Below are 21,976 nucleotides of genomic sequence, written 5' to 3' on the forward strand. Positions count from 1 at the left end.
GGGGGTGGTGGGTTGCCTGGGGGTCAGGAGGCGCGGGCCGCGCCCCCGACGGACGCCTACTTGATCGCGCCCTGCGTCACGCCCGCCATCACCCAGCGCTGGGTGAAGAGGTAGACGACGATTGCCGGGGCCATCGCCATGAGGTACGAGGCGAAGGCGACGTTGTAGTCGTTGCTGAACTGCGTCTGGAAGATCTGTTGCAGCACGGGCAGGGTCTGCAGCGACGGGTCGGCGGTGATCAGCGACGGCATCGCGAAGTCGTTCCACGAGGCCAGGAAGGCGAAGATGCCGACCGTGGCGCTCATCGGGGCGAGCAGCGGGAAGACCAGGCGCCAGAAGACCTGCCAGGTGGTGGCGCCGTCGAGCCGCGCGCTCTCCTCCAGCTCTTCGGGCAACGACCGCAGGAACGCCGTGAACAGCAGGATCGAGAACGACAGCTGGAACATGACGTGCAGCAGCGCGACGCCGGCGGGGTTGTCGAGGCCGACGATGCCGGTCAACTTGATCTGCGACAGCGCGACGACCGGGAACGGCAGGAACATCGCGGCCAGCAGGTAGAAGAACGAGAAGCGGAACAGCTTGCGGTCCCAGTTGCGCGAGATCGCGTACGACGCCATCGAGGCGAGCACGACCGTGCCGATGACGGTCGCGGCCGTGACGAGGGTCGAGATGCCGAACGCCCGCGGGAAGTCGGTCAGCTGCCAGGCGGTCGCGAAGTTCGAGAAGTCGATCGGTGCCGGCAGGCTGAACGCGTTGCCGTCGACGGCCTGCGCCGACGTCTTGAGCGACATCGTGACGGTGACGTAGATCGGGATCAGCACGGTGATCGTGCCGAGCACCAGCAGCACGGTGACGAGGCGGTTCGGGCGCTCCCGCCCGACGCGACCGCGTCGACGACGGGTGACGGCGTCGGCGTCGCGACCCGCGCCTCCTGGGGTGGGGGCCGCCGAGGCGGCGGGGGTGACGAGTGCGGTGTTCGCCATCAGACGGCCGCCTTTCCGCGGGTGATCCGGAGTTGGACGAGCGCGATCGCGACGGCGATCACGAAGAAGATGGTCGCGTTGGCCATCTGGTAGGCGTAGTCGCCGCCGGTGAAGCCCGTGAAGATCGTCATCGCGATGCTGCGGGTCGACGTGCCGGGGCCGCCGTTCGTCAGACCGACGATGATGTCGTACGAGTTCAGGAAGTTCTTGAAGCCGATGATCGTGTTGATCAGGACGTAGCCCGCCACGAGCGGCAGCGTGATCGACCGCAGCTGCTTCCAGCCCGAGGCGCCGTCGAGGCTGCTCGCCTCGTACACCTCGCCGGGGATCGCGAGCAGGCCCGCGATGTAGATCAGCAGCGTGCTCGGGATCGCCTGCCATGCGGTCACGACGACGATGCCGATCCAGGCGGTGTCGGCGTTCGCGAGGATGCTGTCCTGCAGCCCGGGGATGCCGAGCGAGGCGCCGAGGGCCGGCAACGAGTTCGAGAAGAGGAACTGGAAGACGAACGCGATGATGATGCCCGAGATGACCATCGGGATCACGAAGACGGCCCGCAGCGCGGTCTTCGCCTTGATCTGCGAGGTCAGGCCGATCGCCAACAGCAGGGCGATCACGTTGACGGCGATCACCGTGACCAGTGCGAAGCCCATCGTGAAGCCGTACGAGCCGAGGATCGCCGGGTCGGTCGCCATCGCGAGGTAGTTCGTGACGCCGACCATGTCGAACTCGCCGAAGCCGATCGAGTTCGTGAAGCTGTAGAACACGCCCATCACGGCCGGCAGGGTGATCGCCAGCGAGAAGAGGACGAGCGTCGGCACGAGGAAGAAGTAGAAGACCGGGTCGACGCGCCTGCCGCGGCGCCGCGGGTTGCCGGTCGTGCTGCCGCTCAACGAGGTGCGGGCGCCTCGCGCGGCCGTGGGGGTGGTGGTGGCCATCGGGTCTCCTTCGACTCGGGCGGTGGTCGGGGTGGCCGGGGCCGTGGTGCGGCCCGCGCCGTCGATCGCGCTCATGCGCGGAGTGCCAGGCGGCGCCAGTCGGCGTCCATGGTGCGCAGGGTGCCCTCGACGCTGGCGCCCGTGACGATGCCCTGCACGTAGTTCTCGGCGGGGATCGTCAGCGGGATCGCCTTGGACGCCCCCTGGTAGAACCGCGCGTCGTCGTAGTAGCCCTGCATGCCGACGATGCGCTCGTCGGTCACGGCGGGGGCCGACCTCGTGGTGCCGAACGCCAGGAAGTCGCGGTTTGTAGGCGTCCTGGATCTCGGGCTGCATCAGGTAGGTCAGGAACTCGCGGGCGGCGTCCTGCTTGCGCGACTGCTCGGGCACCCACAGGGCCAGGTCGAGGTTGACCCGCACCTTGCGGTCGGCGGGGTCGTCGGTCATCGGCAAGGGGAACGTGCCGACCCTCGCCTCGGGGTTCGCCTTGGTGATCTCACCGAGTGCCCACGGCCCCTGCATGAGCATCGCCGCCTCGCCCTGCGCCATGGCGAGGTTGCCGTCGCCGTACCCGCGGCTGTTGCGGTTGGCGTTCGACAGCCGTCCGAGCTGCACCATGCGCTCGACGGGTTCGCGGAAGTCCTTCTCGAACGAGACCGAGCCGCCCTGTCCGACGCTCGTGCCCTCGGCGTTCATCTTCTCGTAGAAGGCCGCGACGTCGAGCGACCCGCCGGTCGTGTAGTCGAACAGGCCCTGGGCGACGGTCCACGGTTCGCGGAAGGTGCTGTAGATCGGCGTGACGCCGGCCGCCGTGAAGGTGTCGCACGCCGCGAGGAACTCGTCCCACGTGGTCGGCACCTCGACGCCCAGGTCGGCGAAGACCTGCTGGTTGTAGATCACCGACGCGGCGGTGATCGAGTACGGCAGCACGCTCGTCCGGCCGGGGTACGTCGCGTACTGGTCGACCAGCTCCTGCACCTCGGGGCGGATCGTGCGCGCCTCGGGCAGGTCGCCCAGGTCGCTCAGCGCCCCGCGCTCCATGAAGCGGGCCATCTCGAGGTTGTACGTGAAGGCCGCGACGTCGGGCGGGTTGCCCCGGACGAAGCCGGCCGAGATGCCCGAGGTCGAGTCGTGGATCACCCGGACCGCCGACTGCGACTCGTTGAAGCGCGAGACGAGGTCGGAGAAGTAGGGGATCGCCTCGGGCTTGGTCGCGTAGAAGGTGATCTCGGTGCGCCCGCGGCCGGAGCCGGACGGGGCGCAGCCGGCGAGGAGGAGCGCCGCCCCTGCGGCACCGATCCCGCCGAGGAGGGTGCGTCGGCTGAGGCCGGCACCGGAGGGCAGTGGGGGTGTGGGCACGTCGTCGTCTCCCGGGTCGCGACCCCGACGACAGCGTCGGGACCGAGTTGATCTGGTGTGTAGATTTAGACCCTAGATCAATTCGCGGCGTGGCACCATGGGTCGTCGTCGAAAAGATCCGCCGTGTCGCGAGGCACCGGCCACAGCACGAGGAGGCGCGGGTGGCGCTGAGCACCGGGGTGTCGTCGCCGAGCCTGCTCCGCCGCATGAACGCGGCCGAGGTGCTGCGGCACGCGTGGTCCGCGGACGCGGTCACGGCGAGCGACCTGATCGCCCTCACCGGACTCACCCGGTCCACCGTGCTCGGGGTCTGCGACGACCTCATCGACCACGGCTGGATGGTGTCGCTCGCCGACGCCCGCTCGACCGGCGAGTACCGCAAGGGCCGCCCCGCGCGCCGCTACGCCCTGGCCCGTTCCGCCGGGCACGTCGTCGGCGTCGACGCCGGACGCCACCACCTGACCGCCGTCGTGGCCGACCTGCGCGGCGACGTCGTGGCCCGCGTCGCACGGCGCATCGACCCCGACGGGACGGCGGACGACCGCCGCCGGACGGTCTCACGGCTGGTCGACGACGTCCTCGGCGAGGCCTCACTGGGCGACGCCGACGTGCTCGCCGTGGCACTCGGAGTGCCCGCGCCGACCGACTCCGAGGGCCGGTCGCCGATCGAGGTCGGCGCCGACTTCTGGGTGCTGATGAACCCCGACTACACCGGGCTCTTCGCCGAGCGCGGCTGGGCCGTCGTCGTCGAGAACGACGCCAACCTGGCCGCCGTGGCCGAGGCGGCGGCCGCATCCCGTGCCGACCGCGAGGTCGGTGGTGGTGCCGGCGCCGCCACGTCGTTCGTGACCCTGCTGGCGGGCGAGCGGTTCGGCGCTGGGTTCGTGCTCGACGGAGCCCTCGTGCGGGGCAGCCGCGGTGCCGCGGGCGAGATGCGCCTCCTCGACCTGGTCGAGGGCGTCGGATCGGCCGACGGCCTCGGAGCCCTGCTGCGCGACTGGGCCCGGGCCGCGCGCGAGCTCGGCACCGTGCCGGCCTCGTCGCCGCTGCGGGCGATCCCGCTCGACGAGCTCGAGGCCCCCGCCGTGCTGGCCGCGGCGGACGCCGGCGACCCGACCGCCCTGCGCCTGGTCGAGAAGGCCGCCGAACGGTTCGGACGCGTCTGCGCCATGCTCAGCGGCATGCTCGACGTCGACCGCATCGTCGTCGCCGGGGCCGTGGCGCCCTCCCTCGGACTGCTGCTCGACCGGACGACACCGTGGCTCAGCCGGTTCACGCACCGGGCCGCGCCCGAGGTCGTCGCCTCGACGTTGGGCGACGCGGTCGTGACCACGGGCGCCGTCGAGCGGGCCCTGGCGCACGTGCGCGGCCACGCACTCGAGCTGACGCTGCCGGGTGCGGCGGACGCGACCCGCGCCTCCTGAGGCCTGCTCGGCGTGCGATCGGACGGCGATGCACCCGGCCTCGAACCCCGTTCACGAAGTCGAACCCCGACAGAACGGGGTTCGACTTCGCAAACGGGGTTCGCGGCCCCTGGCCGGCGGGGCGGGGCGGGAGGCGCGGGGCGGCCCGGCGCACGCCGCTAGGCTCGCGGGATGGTCACCGTCGTGCTCCCCTGGCGTCCGCAACCCAGTCGCGTCGCGGCGTTCGAGGTCGTCCGCGACTGGTACGCCGACGCCCTGCCCGAGGCCGAGATCCGCACGATCGACTCCCCCGACCCGGTGTTCAACCTGGCCCAGTGCCGCAACCTGGGGGTCGCCGGCCTGGCCGACGACGAGGTCGCCGTGATCGGCGACGCCGACACCCTGCCGCAACGCGAGCCCCTGCTCGCGGCGATCGAGGCGGCCCGCACGAGCGGCCGGGTGCACCTGCCCTACACCGAGTACCACTGGCTGGGACGCGACGGCACCGCGCAGGCGGCCGCGGGCACCCCCTCGAGCGGTGCGACTTCGAGCTCGTGCGCGGGGCCTCTCGGGGGTCTACGTGACCCGCGCCTCCTCGTGGCGCAGCCACGGCGGGCAGGACGAACGCTTCCGGGGCTGGGGCTTCGAGGACGCCGCCTGGTACCTCGCCCACACCACCCTGCTCGGCGAGGCCCCGCGACGGCACGAGGGCATGGTCTTCGCCCTGCACCACCAGGCCGAGGTGCGCGAGGGGCCGCAGTACGACGCCAACGCCGCGCTGATGCAGCGGTACCGCGACGCGGCGGTCGGCGAGGACGCGATGCGCGCGGTCGTCTTCGGCGCCTAGAGCTAGAGAGCGACAGAGCCGAAGGGCGACAGAGCCGGAGAGCGACAGCGCAGGAGGCGCGGGGCACGTCCGGCGGACGACCCGCGTCAGTCGCGGCGGACGGTGTGCAACGGGCCGAGCGCGTGGTCGAGTGCGGCCTCGAGCGGCCAGCCCGCCCGCTCCGACTGGCTGAGCAGCAGTCCCCCCTGGATCGCGGCGATGATCGCGGTGGCGACGCGCACCGGATCGGCCGAGGCGTCGACCGAGCCCGAGGCCTGCAGCCGCCGGATGCCCGCCGCCAGCTGCTCGCGCCAGGCGTCCCAGCTCGCCTTGACGCTGCGCTCGACCTCGGCGTCCGTGGCGGCGACCTGGGCGGCGAGCGTGCCGATCGGGCACGCCCAGCGGCCGAGGCTGATGTAGTACTCGACCAGGGCGGCGCGCCAGCGCTCCCACGACTCCCAGGTGCCGAGGTCGTGGATCTCGGGCTCCTGCGCCTCGAGCAGCTGGCGCCCCTCCCACCGGGCGACCTCGTGGATCAGCTCGGTCTTGCCGCCGGGGAAGTAGTGGAACAGCTGGCTCTTGCTGGTCAGCGTCGCGGCCCGCACCGTGTCGAGCGTCGTCCCGCCGATGCCCGCGGCGAGGATCTGCCGACCGGTCTCGTCGATGATCCTCTGGCGGGTGAGCCGCCCGCGCTCGGTGATCTTCGTCTCGTCCACGGAGAGATCCTACGTCGATTGGACCATTCGGTCCACGAACACTGGACTCGATGGTCCAGTCCGTGCTAGCAATGGACCATGCAGTCCAATGAAGAAGTCCTCGACTCCCTGCCCACCGACGACCGCCTGGCTGGTCGCACCGCCCTCGTGACCGGCTCGACCAGCGGCATCGGCGAGGCGATCGCCCGCGTGCTCGCCGCCTCCGGTGCCACCGTCGTCGTCAGCGGCCGCGACGACGCCCGGGCCCGACGGGTGGTCGACGCGATCACCACCCGGGGCGGCTCGGCCCACGCCGTGCCCGCCGACCTCGCCGGCCCGTATGCCGACCTCCGCGCCTTCGCCGCCCGGGCCACCGAGGTGCTCGGCGGTCGCGTCGACATCCTGGTCAACAACGCCGGCGTCTACCCGACCATGCCGACCGACGCCCTCGACGACGCCGACCTCGACGCCATCCTGGCGACGAACGTCCGGGCGCCGCACGTGCTCGTCGGTGCCCTCGCGCCGGCGATGGCCGACCGTGGAGACGGCTCGATCGTCAACATCGGCTCGTGGATGACCCGGGTCGGGGTGCCGTTCGGCGCCATGTACACCGCGTCGAAGGCCGCCGTCGAGCAGATGACCCGCACCTGGGCGGCCGAGTTCGGCCCCCGCGGCGTCCGCGTCAACAGCGTCGCACCCGGTGCGACGTCGACTCCGGGCAACGCCGGGTCGGCGGCCGTCCTCGACACCCTGACCGCGGCCACCCCGGCCGGTCGACCCGTGCGTCCCGTCGACATCGCCCACGCGGTGCGGTACCTGGCGTCGGACGAGGCGGCCTTCGTGCACGGGGCCCTGCTCGACGTCGACGGCGGCATCCTCCACACCCGGACGGTGTAGGCCGACCCGCGCCTCCTGCCGGTCGGCCCTCGGCCGGACGGACCAGACGCCACGACGTGCCGCTCGCCTGCGAAGGCGAGCGGCACGTCGTGACAGCTCGAGAGGCGGGGCGAGCCGAGGAGGCCCGGGACGGCTCGGTCAGCCGCGCCCGGTCAGCGCCGCGTGGGCTCGTGCCCGTCCGGGCGTCTCGCGCAGGGACGCCGCCAGCCCGGCCAGGCGCCCGGCCGCACCGGGGTCGCGCGTCGGCAGGTCGAGCACGTGCCGCAGCGCCTCCGCCAGTTCGTCGACCGTCGCCGTGTTCGGGGCGAGCGCCACGCCCACCCCGGTGCGCTCGAGGGCGGCGGCCCCGGCGAACTGGTCGGTCGAGAACGGCAGGACGACGACGGGCACGCCCGCGGTCATCGCCTCGGTCACGCTGTTGTTGCCGCCGTGCGTGACGGCCGCGGTCGCCGCGTCGAGCAGCGTCACCTGCGGCAGGAACTCGCGGACGAGCCAGTCGCTCGGCACCTCGCCGAGGTCGGCCCGGTCGCCCGAGCCGAGCGCGATCGCGGCCCGCACCCCGACCCGACGCAGGGCCTCGGCCACGCGCCCGAGCACGTCCGACCGCACCGAGAGGAAGCTGCCGAAGCTGACGTAGACGAACGGCGCGGGCGCGGGGTCGGGGTCGGACGTGGGGTCGAGGTCGGGCTCGGACGTGGGGTCGAGGTCGGGCGTGGGGTCGGGGTCGGCGCCGCCGGCCAGCCAGGCGGCGACCTCGGCGTCCACCGGCTCGGCACGCACGGCGGATCCGAGCCAGACGTGCGGGGGCAGCAGGGCCTCGCGCTCGGGGTCGGCCAGCTCGCCCGGGTAGTTGTAGAGCAGCAGGTCGCCGTGCTCGCCGAAGGCGCTCGTCGACGGCGGCAGGTGCGGAGCGAGCTCGGCCAGCGCGGCGTTCCACTCGGCGGTGAACGAGGCGTCGACCCGCTCGCACAACTCGCGCAGCCCGGCGACGCCCTCGGGCGCGGCGCCGGCGTCGGCCCGCGCCACCGACGCATCTCCGGCAGCTCGCACCACGCTCGCGTCGTCGAACCACGTTCCGGGGTGGTTCGACGACTCGACGGTGGTGCGGCCTCCGGCCAGCGCCGGGTCGGCACCAGCGCCGGCACCGCCGAACGCCGCGGGCCACTCGGGCGGGCAGCCGTAGACCTCGTCGCCCACGGGCAGCGCGGTCGGGTGCCCCAACACGACGTCGGCGAACGGCACGCCGCCGGCCACGAGCGCGAGCCGGGCGCTGAACGCGAGGTGGTCCACGACGATCTGGTCGGGCCGGACGGCGGCGACCACGTCGAGCACGGCCCGGGCCGTGGCGACCGGTTGCCACATGAGGTCGGTGAGGCGTTCGCGCGCCTGGTACGAGAGCGTCTCGACCATGCCGAGCCGGGTGGCGTCGAAGAAGCCGCGCAGCGACGCGTCCTCCTCGGCCACCTGTTCCTCGGCACGGATCACCCCGGGGTTCGAGCCGCGCCCAAGCTGCAGGTGCACGCGCTCGAAGCCGAACGACTCGACGATGGCCGCGGTGGCCGGGCCGGTCGCGACGACGACGCGCTCGCCCCGGTCGCGCCACTCGGTGGCCAGGGTCGCGAGCGGCAGCAGGTGCGACGCGTAGTCGGGGCTGACGACGAGCAGGGTCATCGTGCGCTCACGCTCCACTCGCGCTGTTCGAGCTCGTCGTGGTGCACCGTGTCGTAGACGCCCGACAGCGACCGCGCCATGGCCTGGATCGTGAAGGACCGCTCGACGGTGTCGCGTGACCGGGCCGCGCGCGCCTCCGTCGTCTCGACCGAGGCTGCGGTGAGCGCCTCGCCCATGGCGAGGCGCAGGGCGTCGACGTCCCAGGTACGGGTGAGCCAGCCGGTGTCGCCCTGACGCACGTAGGTCGAGGGCCCGCCGCCCTGCGGCGCGACGACGAGCAGACCGGAGCCCATCGCCTCGAGCAGGGCGATGCCGAACTCTTCTTTCAGGCTGCCGCAGACGTAGACGCCGCGGGGCGCCGCGAGCCCGGGCAGGCCGAAGCGGGCCGCGGCGACCCACCGGGCGACCGTGTCGTTCGGCCGGTGGCCGGGCAACAGGAGTCCGGAGGCTCGGTGCCGGTTCGCGGGGACGATCGCGTCGATCAGGTCGAGCTGTTCGCGCTCGTCGGCGCTCGGGTGCTCGAGGTCGCCGCCGATCAGGAGGAGGTTCGCGCGGTCCCGCAGGGGTCCGTCGGCCCAGGCCTCGACGATCGTCGCCATGCCCTTGACCCGGTGCAGTCGTCCGACGCTGACCAGCAGCGGCAGGCCGCGACGTTCGGGCGGCAGGGTCTCGAGCAGCGCGCCCAGCTCGGCGAGCGGCGGGGTCGCGGGCAGGCCCGCGGCGTGTTCGGCGGCCTCGGCGACCGACCGGTCGACCACGCCGAGGTCGATGCCCTCGGGCACGATCGTGTGGCGCTCGGGGTGCGAGGTGACGTCGATGCCGACGAGCTCGCGCATGTCCCGCTCGAGCTCGGGCCGGGGGAACAGCACGGTGTGCGACGCGTTCGACGCGAGCTGCTGGACGAGCCGGGTGCGGAACCAGAAGTGCTCGACCTCGTCGACGTCGCCGAAGGTCTCGCGGGTCAGCGCGCCCGACAGGTCGAGCGACTGGATGACGGCGTGCGGGTCCGGCGCGACCGTGAAGACGACGGGGATGTCGAGCTCGCGCGCGACGTCGGCCGCCGCGAGGCTGCCCACGTCGGCCATCCGCAGGTGCAGCAGGTCGACGCCGCCCGCGGCGCGCAGCACCCGCCGGATGCCGCGCCGGGCCGCCACCCGCAGCGGCCACGCGGTCGCCGACGAGACGGGGTCGCTGAGCAGCGGCACGCGTCCGTAGACGTGTCCGGAGGCGCGGGTCGCCAGGTCGTGGACGCTCTCGACCGCCGCGTCCGCCGACCCGCGCGAGAGGGTGACCACCCGCTCGACGCGACGGTCGCCGAGGGCCGGCACCGCGCCTCCTGCGGGGAGCACGGCTCCGGCGGGGAGCACGTCGCCCGCGGCGAGTGCGTCGCCGAGCCGCACGAGCAGCGTCGCGATGCCGCCGTTGTCGCCGCTGCCGGCGTGGGTGAGGCCGGCGTCGATGTCGGCGTGCAGGAAGAGCTGCGCGATGGTGAGGCCGTCGCGCCCGGCGGGGTGGTCGCCGTCTGGTCCGTCCTCGACTCCGCGGTCGTGCACCCGGTGGCCGTCGGGCACCTCGTCCGGGGCGGAGAGGTCGATCGCGGACAGGCGCGCGACGTCGCCGAGGTAGCCGTCGTGGCGGGCGAGCTCGTGGACGACGGCGGCGACCGCCTGGTCGCCACGACGCTGGCCGAGGGCCGAGACGGCGGCGACGCGGACGTGCTCGTCCTCGCCCCGGTCGCGGGCGATCGTCAGCAGCGGGCGGGAGGTGATGCGGGCGCGCACGAGGCCCAGCGTCTCGACCAGGCGGTACCGGGCGTCGGGCTCGTGCACGCCGATCAGGGCGCCCTCGAGGGCGACGCCGACCACGGCGGGGGCGGCCGACGACCACTGCTCGAGCGTGCGCTGGGCGACCATGCCGGTGAAGCCCCCGGCGACGACGAGCCCGATCAGCCGACCGACCGTGTCGTAGCGGGGCAGCCGCTGGCTGAGCGCCGACGCGGCGTGCTCGCGGAGGAAGGTGCGGTCGCTCGACAGCAGATCGCTCAGCACGACGTCGGCCTGCTCGTCGAAGACCTGCGCGAGGGCGTTCGTCGCCGCGATGGCGACGAGCTGGTCGGGGCTGCCGAGCGCGCCGCGCAGCACGCGGATCGTCCGGGCCCCGCCGGTGCGCGCGGCGTCGAGCGCGAGGTCGTCGGCGAGGCGCATCGAGTCGACCAGGCGGTCGGCCTCGTGGATCGCGTCGAGCGAGGTCTGGATGCCCATGGCGGTGCCTCTCGGGTGCGGCGGGGTGGTGGTGCGGTGCCCGGCCCGGGGAGCCCGGGACCTGGTGGAGCCTATCGCCGCCCGGTGGCCGCCCGGTGGCGGGCCGGTGCGCTCGGCGCCGCGGGGGTCCGGTACCGTCGTGGGCGGCATCGATCCCGCTGCCGAGTCCCGCAGCGAGAGGTCCCACCCGTGCGAATCGTCACCATCGGAGACGTCGGCGTGCTCGACGGCATGGTCCACATCGGCGACGAGGCGATGTTCCACGAGGCGACCGTGCAGCTGCGCGCCCGCGGTGCCACGATCACCGCCGTCTCGTCGAACCCGGCCGAGACCGCCGAGCGGTACGGCATCGACGCCGTGCCCGCGATCGGCTTCCACCCCGCGACGACCGGCGGCCGGCTCGGCCAGCGCGAGCGACGCGCCCGCGTGCTGTCGGCGATCGACGGAGGCGCGGGTCACCTCCCGCAGGACGACCCGGCCTGGCAGGTGGTCGAGGCCGTCCGCGAGGCCGACGGCGTGCTCGTCGCCGGCGGCGGCAACATGGCCTCGCTCTGGCCGATGCACGTCTACGAGCGGAACACGCTCGGGCTCATCGCCCGACGCTTCGACAAGCCGCTGGTCGTCAGCGGGCAGACCATCGGGCCGGTGCTCGAGGGCGAGGACCGCGAGCTCGTCACCGAGCTGCTCGACGCCGCCGCACTCGTGGGCCTGCGCGAGGGCGCGTCTCTCGAGCTCGTGCGGTCGCTCGGCGTCGACCCGACGACGACCGTGGGGACGGTGGACGACGCGAGCTTCCTCGGGTTCGAGGCCGCGCCTCCTGCCGGGGGTGCGGCGGGCGCGGCAGGTGCAGCGGGTGCGGCGGGCGCGGCGTCCGTGGCGGGTGCGGCGGCGCCGTACCTCGCCGTCAGCCTGTCCGCGCACGTGGGCGACGCCGACCGGGGAGCCTTCGCCACGGCCGTCGCCCGACTGCTCGACCGGGTGGCCGGTGAGGCGGGGCTCGAGGTCGTGTTCCTCGCGCACTGGGGCTCGCTCGTCCCGACCGAGGAGCGCGGCGACTCGCTGCTGCACCGGGCCGTGCTCGACCAGCTGACCGTGCCGGCGCGGGTCGAACCGACGACAGACTCTCCCGCGGCGGCCCGCTTCGCCCGCGGGGCGGCCCTCCACCTGACGAGCCGCTACCACCCGGCCGTGTTCGCCGTCGCGGGCGGCGTGCCGACGGTCGGGCTCGCGGTCGACGACTACACGACGATCAAGCTGACCGGGGCGCTCGGCAACTTCGGGCAGACGAGCGTCGTCTCGGCCGCGCAGCTGCTCGCGGGCGAGGCCGACGTGGTCGCGCTGGCGGCCTGGGCCGGGCGCGATGCGGTTCGCTCGGCGTGGGCCGACCGCCTCGACGGGACCCGCGCGGCGTCGGCCGCCTGGTGGGACCGGGTCGCCGCCGCGCTGCGCGGCTGACGCGACCCGCCTCGCGCACCATCGGGCGCGACCCGCGGTCCGCGACCCGCGCGCCGTCGGGCGCGACCCGCGTCGGGTGGCGACCCGCGCCTCCAGGGGGCTGCCCCGCGTCGCGCGCACGCCGCCGGGTGACGGGCACCGCGCCAGGAGGTGGTCAAGGCGCCAGGACGTGGTCACGGCGCCAGGTTTTCCCGTGGCGCGGTGACCACCTCCTGGCGTGGTGGCTGGCGGGCTGGTCGCGCCACACCCCATCCCGCCATGAAGTAAACAGTCCGCCACACAAAGACGTGGCGGACTGTTTACATCGTGGCGGCGTGCCCACTCGAGGAGGCGCGGCGCGGCCTGCTCGCGCCGGCGCGGCTGACGGCGCGGGCTCAGCGCTGCAGCGTCGCGCTGGGGTACTCGCCGAAGCGTCCGACGTACGACGCCGTGAAGCGGCTCAGGTGGGTGAAGCCCCAGCGCTGGGCGACGGCGCCGACGGTGGCCTCGCCCGGGGCGAGCTCGATCAGCTCGGCCCGTACGTGGTCGAGGCGGATGGTGCGCAGGTACTCGGTGGGCGTCACGCCGAGCTGTCGGCTGAAGGCCTGCTGCAGCCCTCGCGGCGTCAGGTGCACGGACTCGGCCAGCTGGGTCATGTTGACCGGCAGGTGCGAGTGCGTGTGCAGGTACTCGACCGCCTCGCGCAGCCGGGCGTTGCGCGGCACGAGCAGGGCGGGCGGCAGGTCGATCGACCGGTGCGAGAACGTGTCGAGCAGGGCGAACGCCGACTCGCGCTTGAGCTCGGAGCGCAGCAGCTCGGTCGACTCGCCGCCGAGGATGGTCTTCGCGGCGTTGGTGATGGTGGCCTGCCAGCGACGCAGGTTCGCCAGGTCGGGCACGGCCGTGTGGTCGAACTGCAACGGTCCGGCGAGAGCCCCTTCGTGCTCGGCGGCCATGCGCTCGAGGTAGGCGGCGTCGAAGTGCACCAGGTTCTGGCGGTACTCGCGCACCTCGAACTCGAAGGCCTTGCCGGTCGGGAACATCAGCGGGCGGCCGATCTCGAACGCGGCCTCTTCGGCGCCCACGTCGACCCGGCCCTCGCCCGCGGTGATCCAGGCGACGACGTACTCGCGCTCGGGCTGGATGGCCCCGCGGATGTCCCCGAGGAACATCGCCGACCGCAGGGTCATGTCCTCGTCGCCCGCCGTCGTGTAGCGGTAGGCGAACGTCTCCTGCCGGGTGTCGGTGCGGAACCCGGCGCCGTTGTAGGTGTCCTCGAACAGGGCGCGCGCCTGGTCCATGTCGCGGCCGCCCATCTCGGAACGCACCGGGGGCAGGGTCTGTTCGGGTTCCATCACAGTGATCCTGCCATGACCGGGCTCCTGAAAGAACGCCCTGACCGGGCGGAAGCCCCGAAGCGGGGGCGGAGGTGCGTGGGGCTCACGCGCCGGTCGGGCTCGTCGCCGGGCCGAAGGCCTTCGTGAACGCCGCCTTGAGCACGGCCTTGAAGCCCGTCGGCAGCCGCGTGCGGTGCAGCACGTCGGCCTCGACGACCAGCGCGAAGAACGTCTCGCCCTCGACCAGCCACCAGGCCCGCACCGTCTCGGTCGAGAACACGGCCTCGCCGTCGGGCTCGTCGGGGCTCTCGACGATGACGCGGTCCTCGTAGAGGGCCACCGCACCGTGTTCGCCGTTCATGGACGCCGAGCACTCGAAGACCAGGTCGGGGTCGAGCGGGGGCGCGAAGTCGCCGAAGAAGAGGTCGGCCGCCGCCGTGCGGGTCGCGTCGCCGATCTCGCCGAAGTCGCTGGCGACGTTGAAGTCGCCGAACGCCGCGTCGGAGGCGCCGGGAGCGTCGACCTCGGGGGCGCGGCGCGACATGTCGCTCTCTGCGTCCACTGGTTTCTCGACTCTCGTCCCGATCCGGTGCGTACCTTCTCACCGCCGTGCATCTTCTGCACCGGTCCCATTAGAGCGCCTAGCTACTGTGAGTCGCATCCGGGGGCGACCACAGTTCGGTTTGTGGCCATGTCGAGCGGAACCGCAGGAGGCGCGGCCGGCGACGGTCAGGAGGCGCGCGTGATGCGGTCCACGGCCTCGCGGGTCAGCGCACGACTCGGCGGGGACGGGTCGAGGGCACGGTGGATCGAGAGCCCCTCGATCAGGGCGTCGACCTGGCGGGCGGTGTCCGGGTCGAAGTGGCGCTCGAGCTCGACCCGGCTGCGGCGCATCCACTCGCGGGTGATCTCGCGGAACCTCGGCTCCCGCGCGGCCAGCGTGTAGAGCTCGTAGCTGAGCACCTGGTCGCGGACCGCGGCAGGGCCGGTCAGGTCGTCGTGGACCAACGCGACCACCGCCTCCTTGGCATCGTCGCGAGTGGTCGCGGCACCGAGCCGGCTCTCGAACCGCACGATGATCGTCTCGGCGAAGCGCGAGAACGCCTCGTACAGCAGCTCGTCCATGCCGTCGAAGTGGTACGTCATCGAGCCGAGGGGCACGTCGGCGCGCGCCGCGATCTTGCGGTGCGAGGCGCCGGCGACGCCGACCTCGGCCACGACGTCGAGCGCCACGTCGATGAGGCGGTCACGACGGTCGGGCTCGGTACGGCGAACGGCGCCCACGACTAGATGCTCCTCAGCACGCGGGCCGGATTGCCGACCGCGACCACGTTCGCCGGGACGTCCTTCGTCACCACCGCCCCGGCGCCGATCACGCTGTTCTCGCCGATCGTCACCCCGGGCAGCACGATCACGCCGCCGCCGAGCCAGACGTTGTCGCCGATCGTGATCGGCTTCGCGGCCTCGAGCTTGTCGCGACGGGGCTGCGGCTCGACCGGGTGCGTCGGGGTCAGCAGCTGGACGTTCGGGCCGATCTGGCAGTCGGCCCCGATCGTGATCGGGGCCACGTCGAGCGCGGTCAGGCCGTAGTTGACGAACGTGCCGGCCCCGATGGTGATCGAGCTGCCGTAGTCGACGTACACGGGCGGCCGGACGTGGGCCGTCTCGTGCATGCTGCCGAACAGCTCGCGCGCGACTGCCTGCGCGGCGTCGACGTCGTCGGCGAAGACCGCGGCGAAGCGCGCCTGCAAGGTGATCGCCCGCTGCTGCTGGGCCGCGATCTCGGGGTCGTCCGCGATGTAGAGGTCGCCCGCGAGCATCCGCTCGTGGTTCGTGCGCGGGTCGCCGGCGAAGTGGTCGGTGGTGGTCATGCACGACACCCTAGACGACGAGCGTACGAACGTACACACTGGACCCATGACCAACCGACCGCCGTTCAGCCCCGAGCTCGCCCGACGCCGGGCGGCGGTGTTCGTCTTCATGGCGGTCGTCGGCGTCTCGCTCGCCTCGTGGGTCGTGCGGACCCCGGCCATCCGCGACCTGCTGCAGGCGTCGACGGGCGAGATGGGCCTCGTCATCTTCGGCCTGTCCGTCGGGTCGATGGGCGGCATCCTGTCGTCCGCCCCGATCGTCCGGCGGCACGGAGCCCATCGCGCCGTGGCCATCGGAGGCAGCTCGTTGGTCGCCGGCGTGGCCCTGGTCGGCGTGGCCGCCTCGCTCTCGATCACCCCCGGCGTCTTCGTCGGCCTCGCCCTGGTCGGGGCAGGGGTCGGCCTGGCCGAGATCGCCGTCAACATCGAGGGCGCCGCCATCGAGACCGCCTCCGGCCGGTCGGTGCTGCCCGTGCTGCACGGCTGCTTCAGCCTCGGCACGGTCGCGGGGGCCGGCCTCGGCATCCTGCTGACGGCGACGCACGTCCCCGTCCAGTGGCACCTGCTCGGGGTCGCGCTCGCGGGTGGCGCCGCACTGGCCTGGGCGGTACCGATCGTGCCGCGCTCGACCGGACGCTCCGACGAGCGGGCCGAGCGCGCCTCCGGGGTGCGGGCCCGGCTCGCCGGGTCGCTCGCGGTCTGGCGCGACCGCCGGCTCGTGCTGCTCGGCCTGATCGTGCTCGCGCTCGCCCTGGCCGAGGGGTCGGCCAACGACTGGCTGCCGCTGCTCTTCGTCGACGGGCACGGGGTCTCGGCGACCGCCGGCACGGTCGTCTTCACGGCGTTCGCGGCAGCGATGACGGTCGGCCGCTTCCTCGGCGAACCGCTGCTCGCCCGCTTCGGGCACGCCACCGTGCTGCGCTCCAGCACACTGGTCTCGGCGGTCGGGATCGCCCTCGTCGTCTTCTCGGACTCGGTCGTCGTCGCGGGCGTCGCCGTCGTGCTGTGGGGACTGGGCGCTGCCCTGGGCTTCCCGGTGACCGTCTCGGCCGCGGCCGACGGCGACGACCCGACGACGGCGGTCGGAGCCGTCGCGACGATGGCCTACGTGGCGTTCCTCGTCGGGCCGCCGCTGCTCGGCTTCGTCGGCGAGCACGTGGGCCTGCGCAGCGCGATGATCGTCGTGCTGGTGGTGGTCGCGGGCGCCTCGCTGATCACCTCGGCGGCGCGTCCCCGCGAGCGGTCCGCGGCCGCCCGGCCTTAGTGTACGTTCGTACACCATGACGTCACCGACGACCTCTCCCGCGGCGCCGGCCCGCACCGTGCCGACGCGCGAGGACCGCCGCGCCCGACTCGGCGTCGCCCTGCTCTTCTTCACCAACGGCGCCCTGATCGCGAACCTCCTCCCGCGCTACCCCGCCATCAAGGACGGCCTCGAGCTGTCCAACGCCGACTTCGGCCTGGCGGTCGCGGCGATGCCCGTCGGCGCGCTCGTCGCGGGGCTCGGTGCCGGATGGCTGATCCGCCGCCTCCGGTCGTCACGGGTGGCCGTGGTCGGCACGGTCGTCACCGGGGTCGCCGTCCTGCTGGCCGGCATCGCCCCGGTCGGTGGGCTGCTCGCCGCGGGCTTCCTGCTCGCCGGTGCCCTCGACGCCATCGTGGACGTCTCGCAGAACTCGCACGGACTGCGCGTGCAGTACCGCTACCGCCGGTCGATCCTCAACTCGTTCCACGCCGTGTGGAGCATCGGGGCCGTCCTCGGCGGGCTGATGGGCGGGGCGGCGGCGGGACTCGGCATCCCGATCGTCTGGCACCTCGGGGCCTCGGCGCTGATCTTCGCCGTCGTGGCGCTCGTCGCCTACCCGCTGCTGCTCGCCGGGCCCGAACCGGCCGAGGGCGCGGCCGGGGGCCCGTCCGAGGGTCCGTCCGAGACGGCCGACGCGGCGGTCCTGCCCGGCGACGACGTGACCGCGGGTGCCGGGGCGGCGGCCGCACCCGTGGCGACGGACGCCCCCGACGGCGGAGCGCAGGAGGCGCGGGCCGGCTCGGCGACCGGGGCGGGCTCCGACGACGACGCGACCCGCACCTCCTCGGCTCGTGACCGTCGCCGCGTCTCGCCCGGGTTCGTCGCGAAGTGGGGCGTGCTGCTGGCCCTCGTCGTCATCGCGTCGTCGGGCGCCGTCGTCGAGGACGCCGGCAGCACGTGGGCCGCGCTCTACCTGGGCTCGCTCGGGGCCGGCGTGACCGTCGCCGCCCTCGGGTTCGTCTCGCTGCAGGGGGCCCAGTTCGTCGGACGACTGCTGGGCGACGGCATGGTGGACCGCTTCGGCCAGAAGGCCGTCGCCCGGGCCGGGGGCGTCTTCGTCGCGGTGGGCATGGGCATCGCCCTGGCGTTCCCGTCGGTGATCGGCACGATCCTCGGCTTCGCGGCGGCGGGGTTCGGCGTCGCGACCCTGATCCCGGCGGCGATGCACGCGGCGGACAACCTGCCCGGGTTCCGGGCCGGCACGGGGCTGACGCTGGTGAGCTGGCTGCTGCGACTGGGGTTCCTGGCGTCGCCGCCCGTCGTCGGGTTCGTCGCGGACTCGGCCGGGCTGCGGTACGGACTGCTGCTCGTGCCCGTGGTGGGCGTGGCCGTGGTGCTGCTCGCCGGGGTGCTCGAGGGACGTCGGGCCCGGGGGCGGCACCGCGCGGCAGCTGATCCGGTCCGTGCCGGATCGGGTCGGGTCGGGTCGGGTCGGGTCGGGTCGGGTCGCACCACCGTCGCGTCGTCGAACCGTGTTCCGAGGTGGTTCGACGACGCGAGCGTGGTGCGGCCTCGGGGCACACGCCGATGACGGTGCGAGCCCGGGTCGGCGGTGCGACGGCGACGCGGCGCGATCGGTCAGGGCAGGCCGAGTGGTTCGGGCTCGAGGGGCGGCGGCACGGTTCCAGCGGAGGGCGGACGATGCCCCGGGCCGAGTGAGGTCGCACCACCGATGCGTCGTCGAGCCACGCACGAGGGTGGTTCGACGACACGTCGGTGGTGCGAACTGGTCGGGCGGGGACGTGGCCGGGACGCGGCGGGGACGTAGGGGCCGGGGTCGGACCTGTCAGCGCCCAGAAGTGGGGAGTGCGGCGGGGCGGGACGCCGTGCAGAATCGGCTCAGCCCTGAGCCCGAGGAGGCCCACCCGTGCTGTCCACCGTGTACGTCAGTCGATCGTCGTACCCCTTCACCGACGACGACCTGGCCAACCTGCTGATGACCAGTCGCTCGAACAACGCCCGCCTGGGCATCACCGGCATGCTGCTGCACCGCGAGGGCCGCTTCATCCAGGTGCTCGAGGGGCCCGAGGAGGCGGTCCGCGAGCGCCTCGCCGTGATCGCGCGCGACCCCCGGCACACAGCCGTGCACACCATCGTCGACGAACTCGTCGAGGACCGGCTGTTCCCCGCCTGGACCATGGGCTACCGGGCCGTCACGGACGACCTGGCGACGGTCCTCCCGGGCTACGCCGACGTCTTCGACTCCGGCACCGGCACCGGCACCGGCACCGGCTCCGGTACGGGCTCCGCCTCCGTCGCGCGTGCCGCCGTCCGCGACGACTTCAGCAACCTGTCCCCGTCGTCGTCGCACAAGGTCCGCACCCTGCTGCGCTGGTTCCGTGACCAGCCGACCGACGTGACCGACGGGCTGTTCTCGCCCCGCGCCTCCTGATCGGGGCCCGCTGACCGGGGCCTCCTGACCCACGGTCCGACCCCGCCGGGGTTGTGACCCCCGCTCGGCGTCGGAGATACTTTTCGGACGAAAGTATCTGCCGCCGTCTGGAGCACCCGTGTCGCACCCCACCCCGTCGCCCACCGTCGTCGCGCCGTCCCGAGCACCCGACGCGTTCGTCCACCTGAGCAGCGCCGGCGTCAGCCTGCTGCTCGACGTCACCGACGCGCGCCTGCCGGCGGTCCTGCACTGGGGCGCCGCCCTCGGCCGGCCGACGCTCGAGGACGTGCGGTCCCTCGCCGCCGCGGCGGTGCCGCCGTACGTCAACAACCTGATGGACGAGCCGGTGCGCCTGGCGATCCTGCCCGAGCACCACGCGGGCTGGTCGGGCAAGCCCGGCGTCGGCGGCCACCGCTCGGACGGCGCCGACTGGTCGCCGCGGTTCACGGTCGACGCGCTCGACGTGACGGGCGAGGCGGAGGCGACCCGCGCCTCCTCGGGTCCCGAGCTGGTCGACGCCGGTGCCGCCGTCGTCACGGTCGAGGCGCACGACGACGTCGCCGGGCTCGCCGTCGTGCTCGAGATCGAGCTGACGGCGAGCGGGCTCGTCCGCACCCGGGCCGAGCTGACGAACGGCGCCGGGCGACGCCGAGGCGGTCGGTCGACCCCCGGTGACGACCACACGGCGAGCACCGCGGCCGGCGCCGCGAGCACGGCGGCGGACGTGTACACGCTGACCGACCTGCACCTGGCCCTGCCGGTGCCACCGCGAGCCCGCGAGATCCTCGACTTCGCGGGCCGCTGGGGCAAGGAGCGCACGCCCCAGCGCCGCGAGCTCGTCGTCGGCGTGCACGAACGCGAGGGACGCAAGGGCCGCACCGGCCCGGACGCCGCGACCGTGCTGAGCGTCGGCGTGCCCGGGTTCGGCTTCGGCGCCGGCTCGGGAGAGGTCTGGGGGCTGCACGTCGGGTTCAGCGGCGGCCACCGGCACTACGCCGAACGCCTGTCGACCGGGGCGCAGGTGCTGGGCGGCGGGGAGTTGCTGCTGCCGGGCGAGCTGCGGCTCGAGGTGGGCGAGTCGTACCGCAGCCCGTGGGTCTTCGGCTCGTACGGCGACGGCCTCGACGACCAGGCCCGGCGGTTCCACCGGTGGTTGCGCTCCCGCGAGCAGCACCCGACCCGCCCGCGCCCGATGACGATCAACGTCTGGGAGGCCGTCTACTTCGACCACGACCTCGCCCGCCTGCGCGACCTGGCCGACCGGGCCGCCGCCCTCGGCGTCGAGCGGTACGTGCTCGACGACGGGTGGTTCCGGGGGCGACGCGACGACCACGCCGGCCTCGGCGACTGGGTGGTCGACGGCGACGTCTGGCCCGACGGCCTGTCACCGCTGATCGACCACGTCACGGGCCTCGGCATGGAGTTCGGCCTCTGGTTCGAACCCGAGATGGTCAACGAGGACAGCGACCTCGCCCGCGAGCACCCCGAGTGGATCCTGCAGACCGGCGACCGCCTGCCCCCGCGGTCGCGCGACCAGCAGGTGCTGAACCTCGGCATCGCCGGGGCGTTCGAGCACGTGCTCGGCCAGATGACGACGATCCTCACCGAGTACGACATCGCCTACCTGAAGTGGGACCACAACCGCGACCTCGTCGACGCCGGCACCTGGCCGACCGGCGCCGCGGGCGTCCACGAGCAGACCCTCGCGGCGTACCGGCTGATGGACGAGCTCAAGGCGAGGTTCCCCGGTCTCGAGATCGAGTCGTGCTCGTCCGGCGGCGCCCGCGTCGACCTCGGCGTGCTCGAACGCACCGACCGCGTCTGGGTCAGCGACTGCATCGACCCGCTCGACCGGCAGCAGATGAACCGCTGGACCATGCAGCTCCTGCCGCCCGAGCTGCTCGGCTCGCACATCGCCTCGGGCGTCAGCCACTCGACCGGCCGCTGGCACGAGCTGTCGTTCCGGGCGGGCACCGCCCTGTTCGGCCACCTCGGCATCGAGTGGGACCTCGCCCGGGCCACCGACGCCGAGAACCGCGACCTCGCCGGGTGGATCGCCCTCTACAAGGAGCACCGCCAGCTGATGCACACGGGCGACCTCGTGCGGGTCGACGAGGCCGACCCGTCGCTGCTGGTCTACGGCTCGGTCGCCGCCGACGCGAGCGAGGCCCTGTTCTTCCTCGCCTACGTGGGGCGGTCGGACGTCGCACCGCTCGGCCGCGTGCTGCTACCCGGGCTCGACCCCGAGCGCCGGTACCGGGTCGCCCCCGTCACCGTCGGCTCGCCCGACCACGGCCTGACGCCCCCGCCGTGGTGGGGCACGGCGGACGAGGGCGGCGCGTACCCCGGGGTGGTGCTCGACGGGCGCGCCCTGGCGGTCGCCGGGCTGCAGGCGCCGTCGTCGTTCCCCGAGCGGGTCGTGCTGCTGCGGGTCACCGCCGCGGGGTGAGGTGGGGGCGGCTGCCCGGCTCGCTGCCCGATGAACCCCGTTCACGACGATGAACCCCGATGAATCGGGGTTCGTCTTCGCATTCGGGGTTCATCGGCAAACGGTCGGGTAGGAGGCGCGGGTCGGGCAGGAGGCGCGGGTCGCGTCCCGAGGG

At 73.6% G+C, this 21,976-nt stretch carries 17 protein-coding genes and 1 pseudogene; 8 read left to right on the plus strand and 10 right to left on the minus strand.

Annotation, left to right across the window (positions count from 1 at the left end):
* Positions 1-56 precede the first annotated feature (56 nt).
* From OVA02_RS00950 to OVA02_RS00960, 3 genes and pseudogenes are all read right to left on the minus strand, one after another.
* Entirely contained in the window at positions 57-983 is a 927-nt protein-coding gene (locus OVA02_RS00950; RefSeq protein ID WP_267659025.1) for a carbohydrate ABC transporter permease, read from the minus strand.
* A complete protein-coding gene (locus OVA02_RS00955) occupies positions 983-1,921 on the minus strand; it encodes a carbohydrate ABC transporter permease (protein WP_082460176.1) in 939 nt (312 codons plus the stop codon). The genes OVA02_RS00950 and OVA02_RS00955 overlap by 1 nt, the downstream gene beginning before the upstream one ends.
* A gap of 372 nt (positions 1,922-2,293) precedes the next feature.
* A pseudogene (locus tag OVA02_RS00960) lies at positions 2,294-3,280 on the minus strand (ABC transporter substrate-binding protein); the annotation flags it as partial.
* Between the two features lie 161 nt (positions 3,281-3,441).
* On the opposite strand from OVA02_RS00960, the gene OVA02_RS00965 reads away from it, so the two are divergent.
* Both OVA02_RS00965 and OVA02_RS00970 read left to right on the plus strand, forming a co-directional pair.
* Positions 3,442-4,704: an ROK family protein gene (locus OVA02_RS00965; protein WP_123570964.1), complete on the plus strand. Its 1,263-nt coding sequence runs from the start codon at positions 3,442-3,444 to the stop codon at positions 4,702-4,704.
* Positions 4,705-5,263: 559 nt separating this feature from the next.
* A complete protein-coding gene (locus OVA02_RS00970) occupies positions 5,264-5,530 on the plus strand; it encodes a hypothetical protein (RefSeq protein WP_267659026.1) in 267 nt (88 codons plus the stop codon).
* A gap of 86 nt (positions 5,531-5,616) precedes the next feature.
* Here OVA02_RS00970 and OVA02_RS00975 read toward each other — a convergent pair whose 3' ends face one another.
* Positions 5,617-6,225: a TetR/AcrR family transcriptional regulator gene (locus OVA02_RS00975; protein ID WP_056044705.1), complete on the minus strand. Its 609-nt coding sequence runs from the start codon at positions 6,223-6,225 to the stop codon at positions 5,617-5,619.
* A gap of 78 nt (positions 6,226-6,303) precedes the next feature.
* Here OVA02_RS00975 and OVA02_RS00980 point away from each other — a divergent pair, with 78 nt between their 5' ends.
* Positions 6,304-7,101, plus strand: a complete 798-nt coding sequence (locus tag OVA02_RS00980; RefSeq protein WP_267659027.1) for an SDR family NAD(P)-dependent oxidoreductase — start codon at positions 6,304-6,306, stop codon at positions 7,099-7,101.
* A 138-nt stretch (positions 7,102-7,239) separates the two neighbouring features.
* On the opposite strand, the gene OVA02_RS00985 is transcribed toward OVA02_RS00980, so the two are convergent.
* Both OVA02_RS00985 and OVA02_RS00990 read right to left on the minus strand, forming a co-directional pair.
* Entirely contained in the window at positions 7,240-8,772 is a 1,533-nt protein-coding gene (locus OVA02_RS00985) for a nucleotide disphospho-sugar-binding domain-containing protein (protein ID WP_267659028.1), read from the minus strand.
* Complete coding sequence (locus OVA02_RS00990; protein ID WP_267659029.1) at positions 8,769-11,033, minus strand: glycosyltransferase; 2,265 nt, start codon at positions 11,031-11,033, stop codon at positions 8,769-8,771. The genes OVA02_RS00985 and OVA02_RS00990 overlap by 4 nt, the downstream gene beginning before the upstream one ends.
* 189 nt (positions 11,034-11,222) lie before the next feature.
* Between OVA02_RS00990 and OVA02_RS00995 the strand changes: the two genes are divergently transcribed.
* Positions 11,223-12,488 (plus strand): polysaccharide pyruvyl transferase family protein, encoded by a 1,266-nt coding sequence (locus OVA02_RS00995; RefSeq protein WP_267659030.1) that lies wholly within the window; start codon positions 11,223-11,225, stop codon positions 12,486-12,488.
* A 374-nt stretch (positions 12,489-12,862) separates the two neighbouring features.
* Here OVA02_RS00995 and OVA02_RS01000 read toward each other — a convergent pair whose 3' ends face one another.
* The 4 genes from OVA02_RS01000 to OVA02_RS01015 form a co-directional block, all read right to left on the minus strand.
* Positions 12,863-13,822, minus strand: coding sequence for an AraC family transcriptional regulator (locus OVA02_RS01000; protein ID WP_267659031.1), 960 nt, complete (start codon positions 13,820-13,822; stop codon positions 12,863-12,865).
* 85 nt (positions 13,823-13,907) lie between these two features.
* Positions 13,908-14,366 carry a hypothetical protein gene (locus OVA02_RS01005; protein WP_267659032.1) on the minus strand — a complete coding sequence of 153 codons (459 nt, stop codon included), beginning with the start codon at positions 14,364-14,366 and terminating at the stop codon, positions 13,908-13,910.
* A 167-nt stretch (positions 14,367-14,533) separates the two neighbouring features.
* Positions 14,534-15,088: a TetR/AcrR family transcriptional regulator gene (locus OVA02_RS01010; protein WP_056044717.1), complete on the minus strand. Its 555-nt coding sequence runs from the start codon at positions 15,086-15,088 to the stop codon at positions 14,534-14,536.
* A gap of 2 nt (positions 15,089-15,090) precedes the next feature.
* Entirely contained in the window at positions 15,091-15,675 is a 585-nt protein-coding gene (locus tag OVA02_RS01015; RefSeq protein WP_192122827.1) for a sugar O-acetyltransferase, read from the minus strand.
* Between the two features lie 46 nt (positions 15,676-15,721).
* Between OVA02_RS01015 and OVA02_RS01020 the strand changes: the two genes are divergently transcribed.
* The 4 genes from OVA02_RS01020 to OVA02_RS01035 all read left to right on the plus strand — a co-directional run bounded on the left by OVA02_RS01020 (position 15,722) and on the right by OVA02_RS01035 (position 21,822).
* On the plus strand, positions 15,722-16,939 hold the full coding sequence (locus OVA02_RS01020; protein ID WP_267659033.1) for an MFS transporter: 1,218 nt from the start codon (positions 15,722-15,724) through the stop codon (positions 16,937-16,939).
* 16 nt (positions 16,940-16,955) lie between these two features.
* On the plus strand, positions 16,956-18,512 hold the full coding sequence (locus tag OVA02_RS01025; RefSeq protein ID WP_267659034.1) for an MFS transporter: 1,557 nt from the start codon (positions 16,956-16,958) through the stop codon (positions 18,510-18,512).
* Positions 18,513-18,848: 336 nt separating this feature from the next.
* Entirely contained in the window at positions 18,849-19,373 is a 525-nt protein-coding gene (locus OVA02_RS01030) for a BLUF domain-containing protein (RefSeq protein ID WP_159826761.1), read from the plus strand.
* 118 nt (positions 19,374-19,491) lie between these two features.
* On the plus strand, positions 19,492-21,822 hold the full coding sequence (locus OVA02_RS01035; RefSeq protein WP_267659035.1) for an alpha-galactosidase: 2,331 nt from the start codon (positions 19,492-19,494) through the stop codon (positions 21,820-21,822).
* The last annotated feature ends 154 nt before the right edge of the window (positions 21,823-21,976 follow it).

The organism is Frigoribacterium sp. SL97, from assembly GCF_026625765.1.
Lineage (GTDB): Bacteria > Actinomycetota > Actinomycetes > Actinomycetales > Microbacteriaceae > Frigoribacterium.

What these genes read in the sequence shown, in the direction of transcription:
- OVA02_RS00950 (WP_267659025.1), bottom strand. Translation starts at nt 983, where the DNA reads ATGGCGAACACCGCACTCGTCACCCCCGCCGCCTCGGCGGCCCCCACC.
- OVA02_RS00955 (WP_082460176.1), bottom strand. Translation starts at nt 1,921, where the DNA reads ATGGCCACCACCACCCCCACGGCCGCGCGAGGCGCCCGCACCTCGTTG.
- OVA02_RS00980 (WP_267659027.1), top strand. Translation starts at nt 6,304, where the DNA reads ATGCAGTCCAATGAAGAAGTCCTCGACTCCCTGCCCACCGACGACCGC.
- OVA02_RS00985 (WP_267659028.1), bottom strand. Translation starts at nt 8,772, where the DNA reads ATGACCCTGCTCGTCGTCAGCCCCGACTACGCGTCGCACCTGCTGCCG.
- OVA02_RS00990 (WP_267659029.1), bottom strand. Translation starts at nt 11,033, where the DNA reads ATGGGCATCCAGACCTCGCTCGACGCGATCCACGAGGCCGACCGCCTG.
- OVA02_RS01000 (WP_267659031.1), bottom strand. Translation starts at nt 13,822, where the DNA reads ATGGAACCCGAACAGACCCTGCCCCCGGTGCGTTCCGAGATGGGCGGC.
- OVA02_RS01015 (WP_192122827.1), bottom strand. Translation starts at nt 15,675, where the DNA reads ATGACCACCACCGACCACTTCGCCGGCGACCCGCGCACGAACCACGAG.
- OVA02_RS01020 (WP_267659033.1), top strand. Translation starts at nt 15,722, where the DNA reads ATGACCAACCGACCGCCGTTCAGCCCCGAGCTCGCCCGACGCCGGGCG.
- OVA02_RS01025 (WP_267659034.1), top strand. Translation starts at nt 16,956, where the DNA reads ATGACGTCACCGACGACCTCTCCCGCGGCGCCGGCCCGCACCGTGCCG.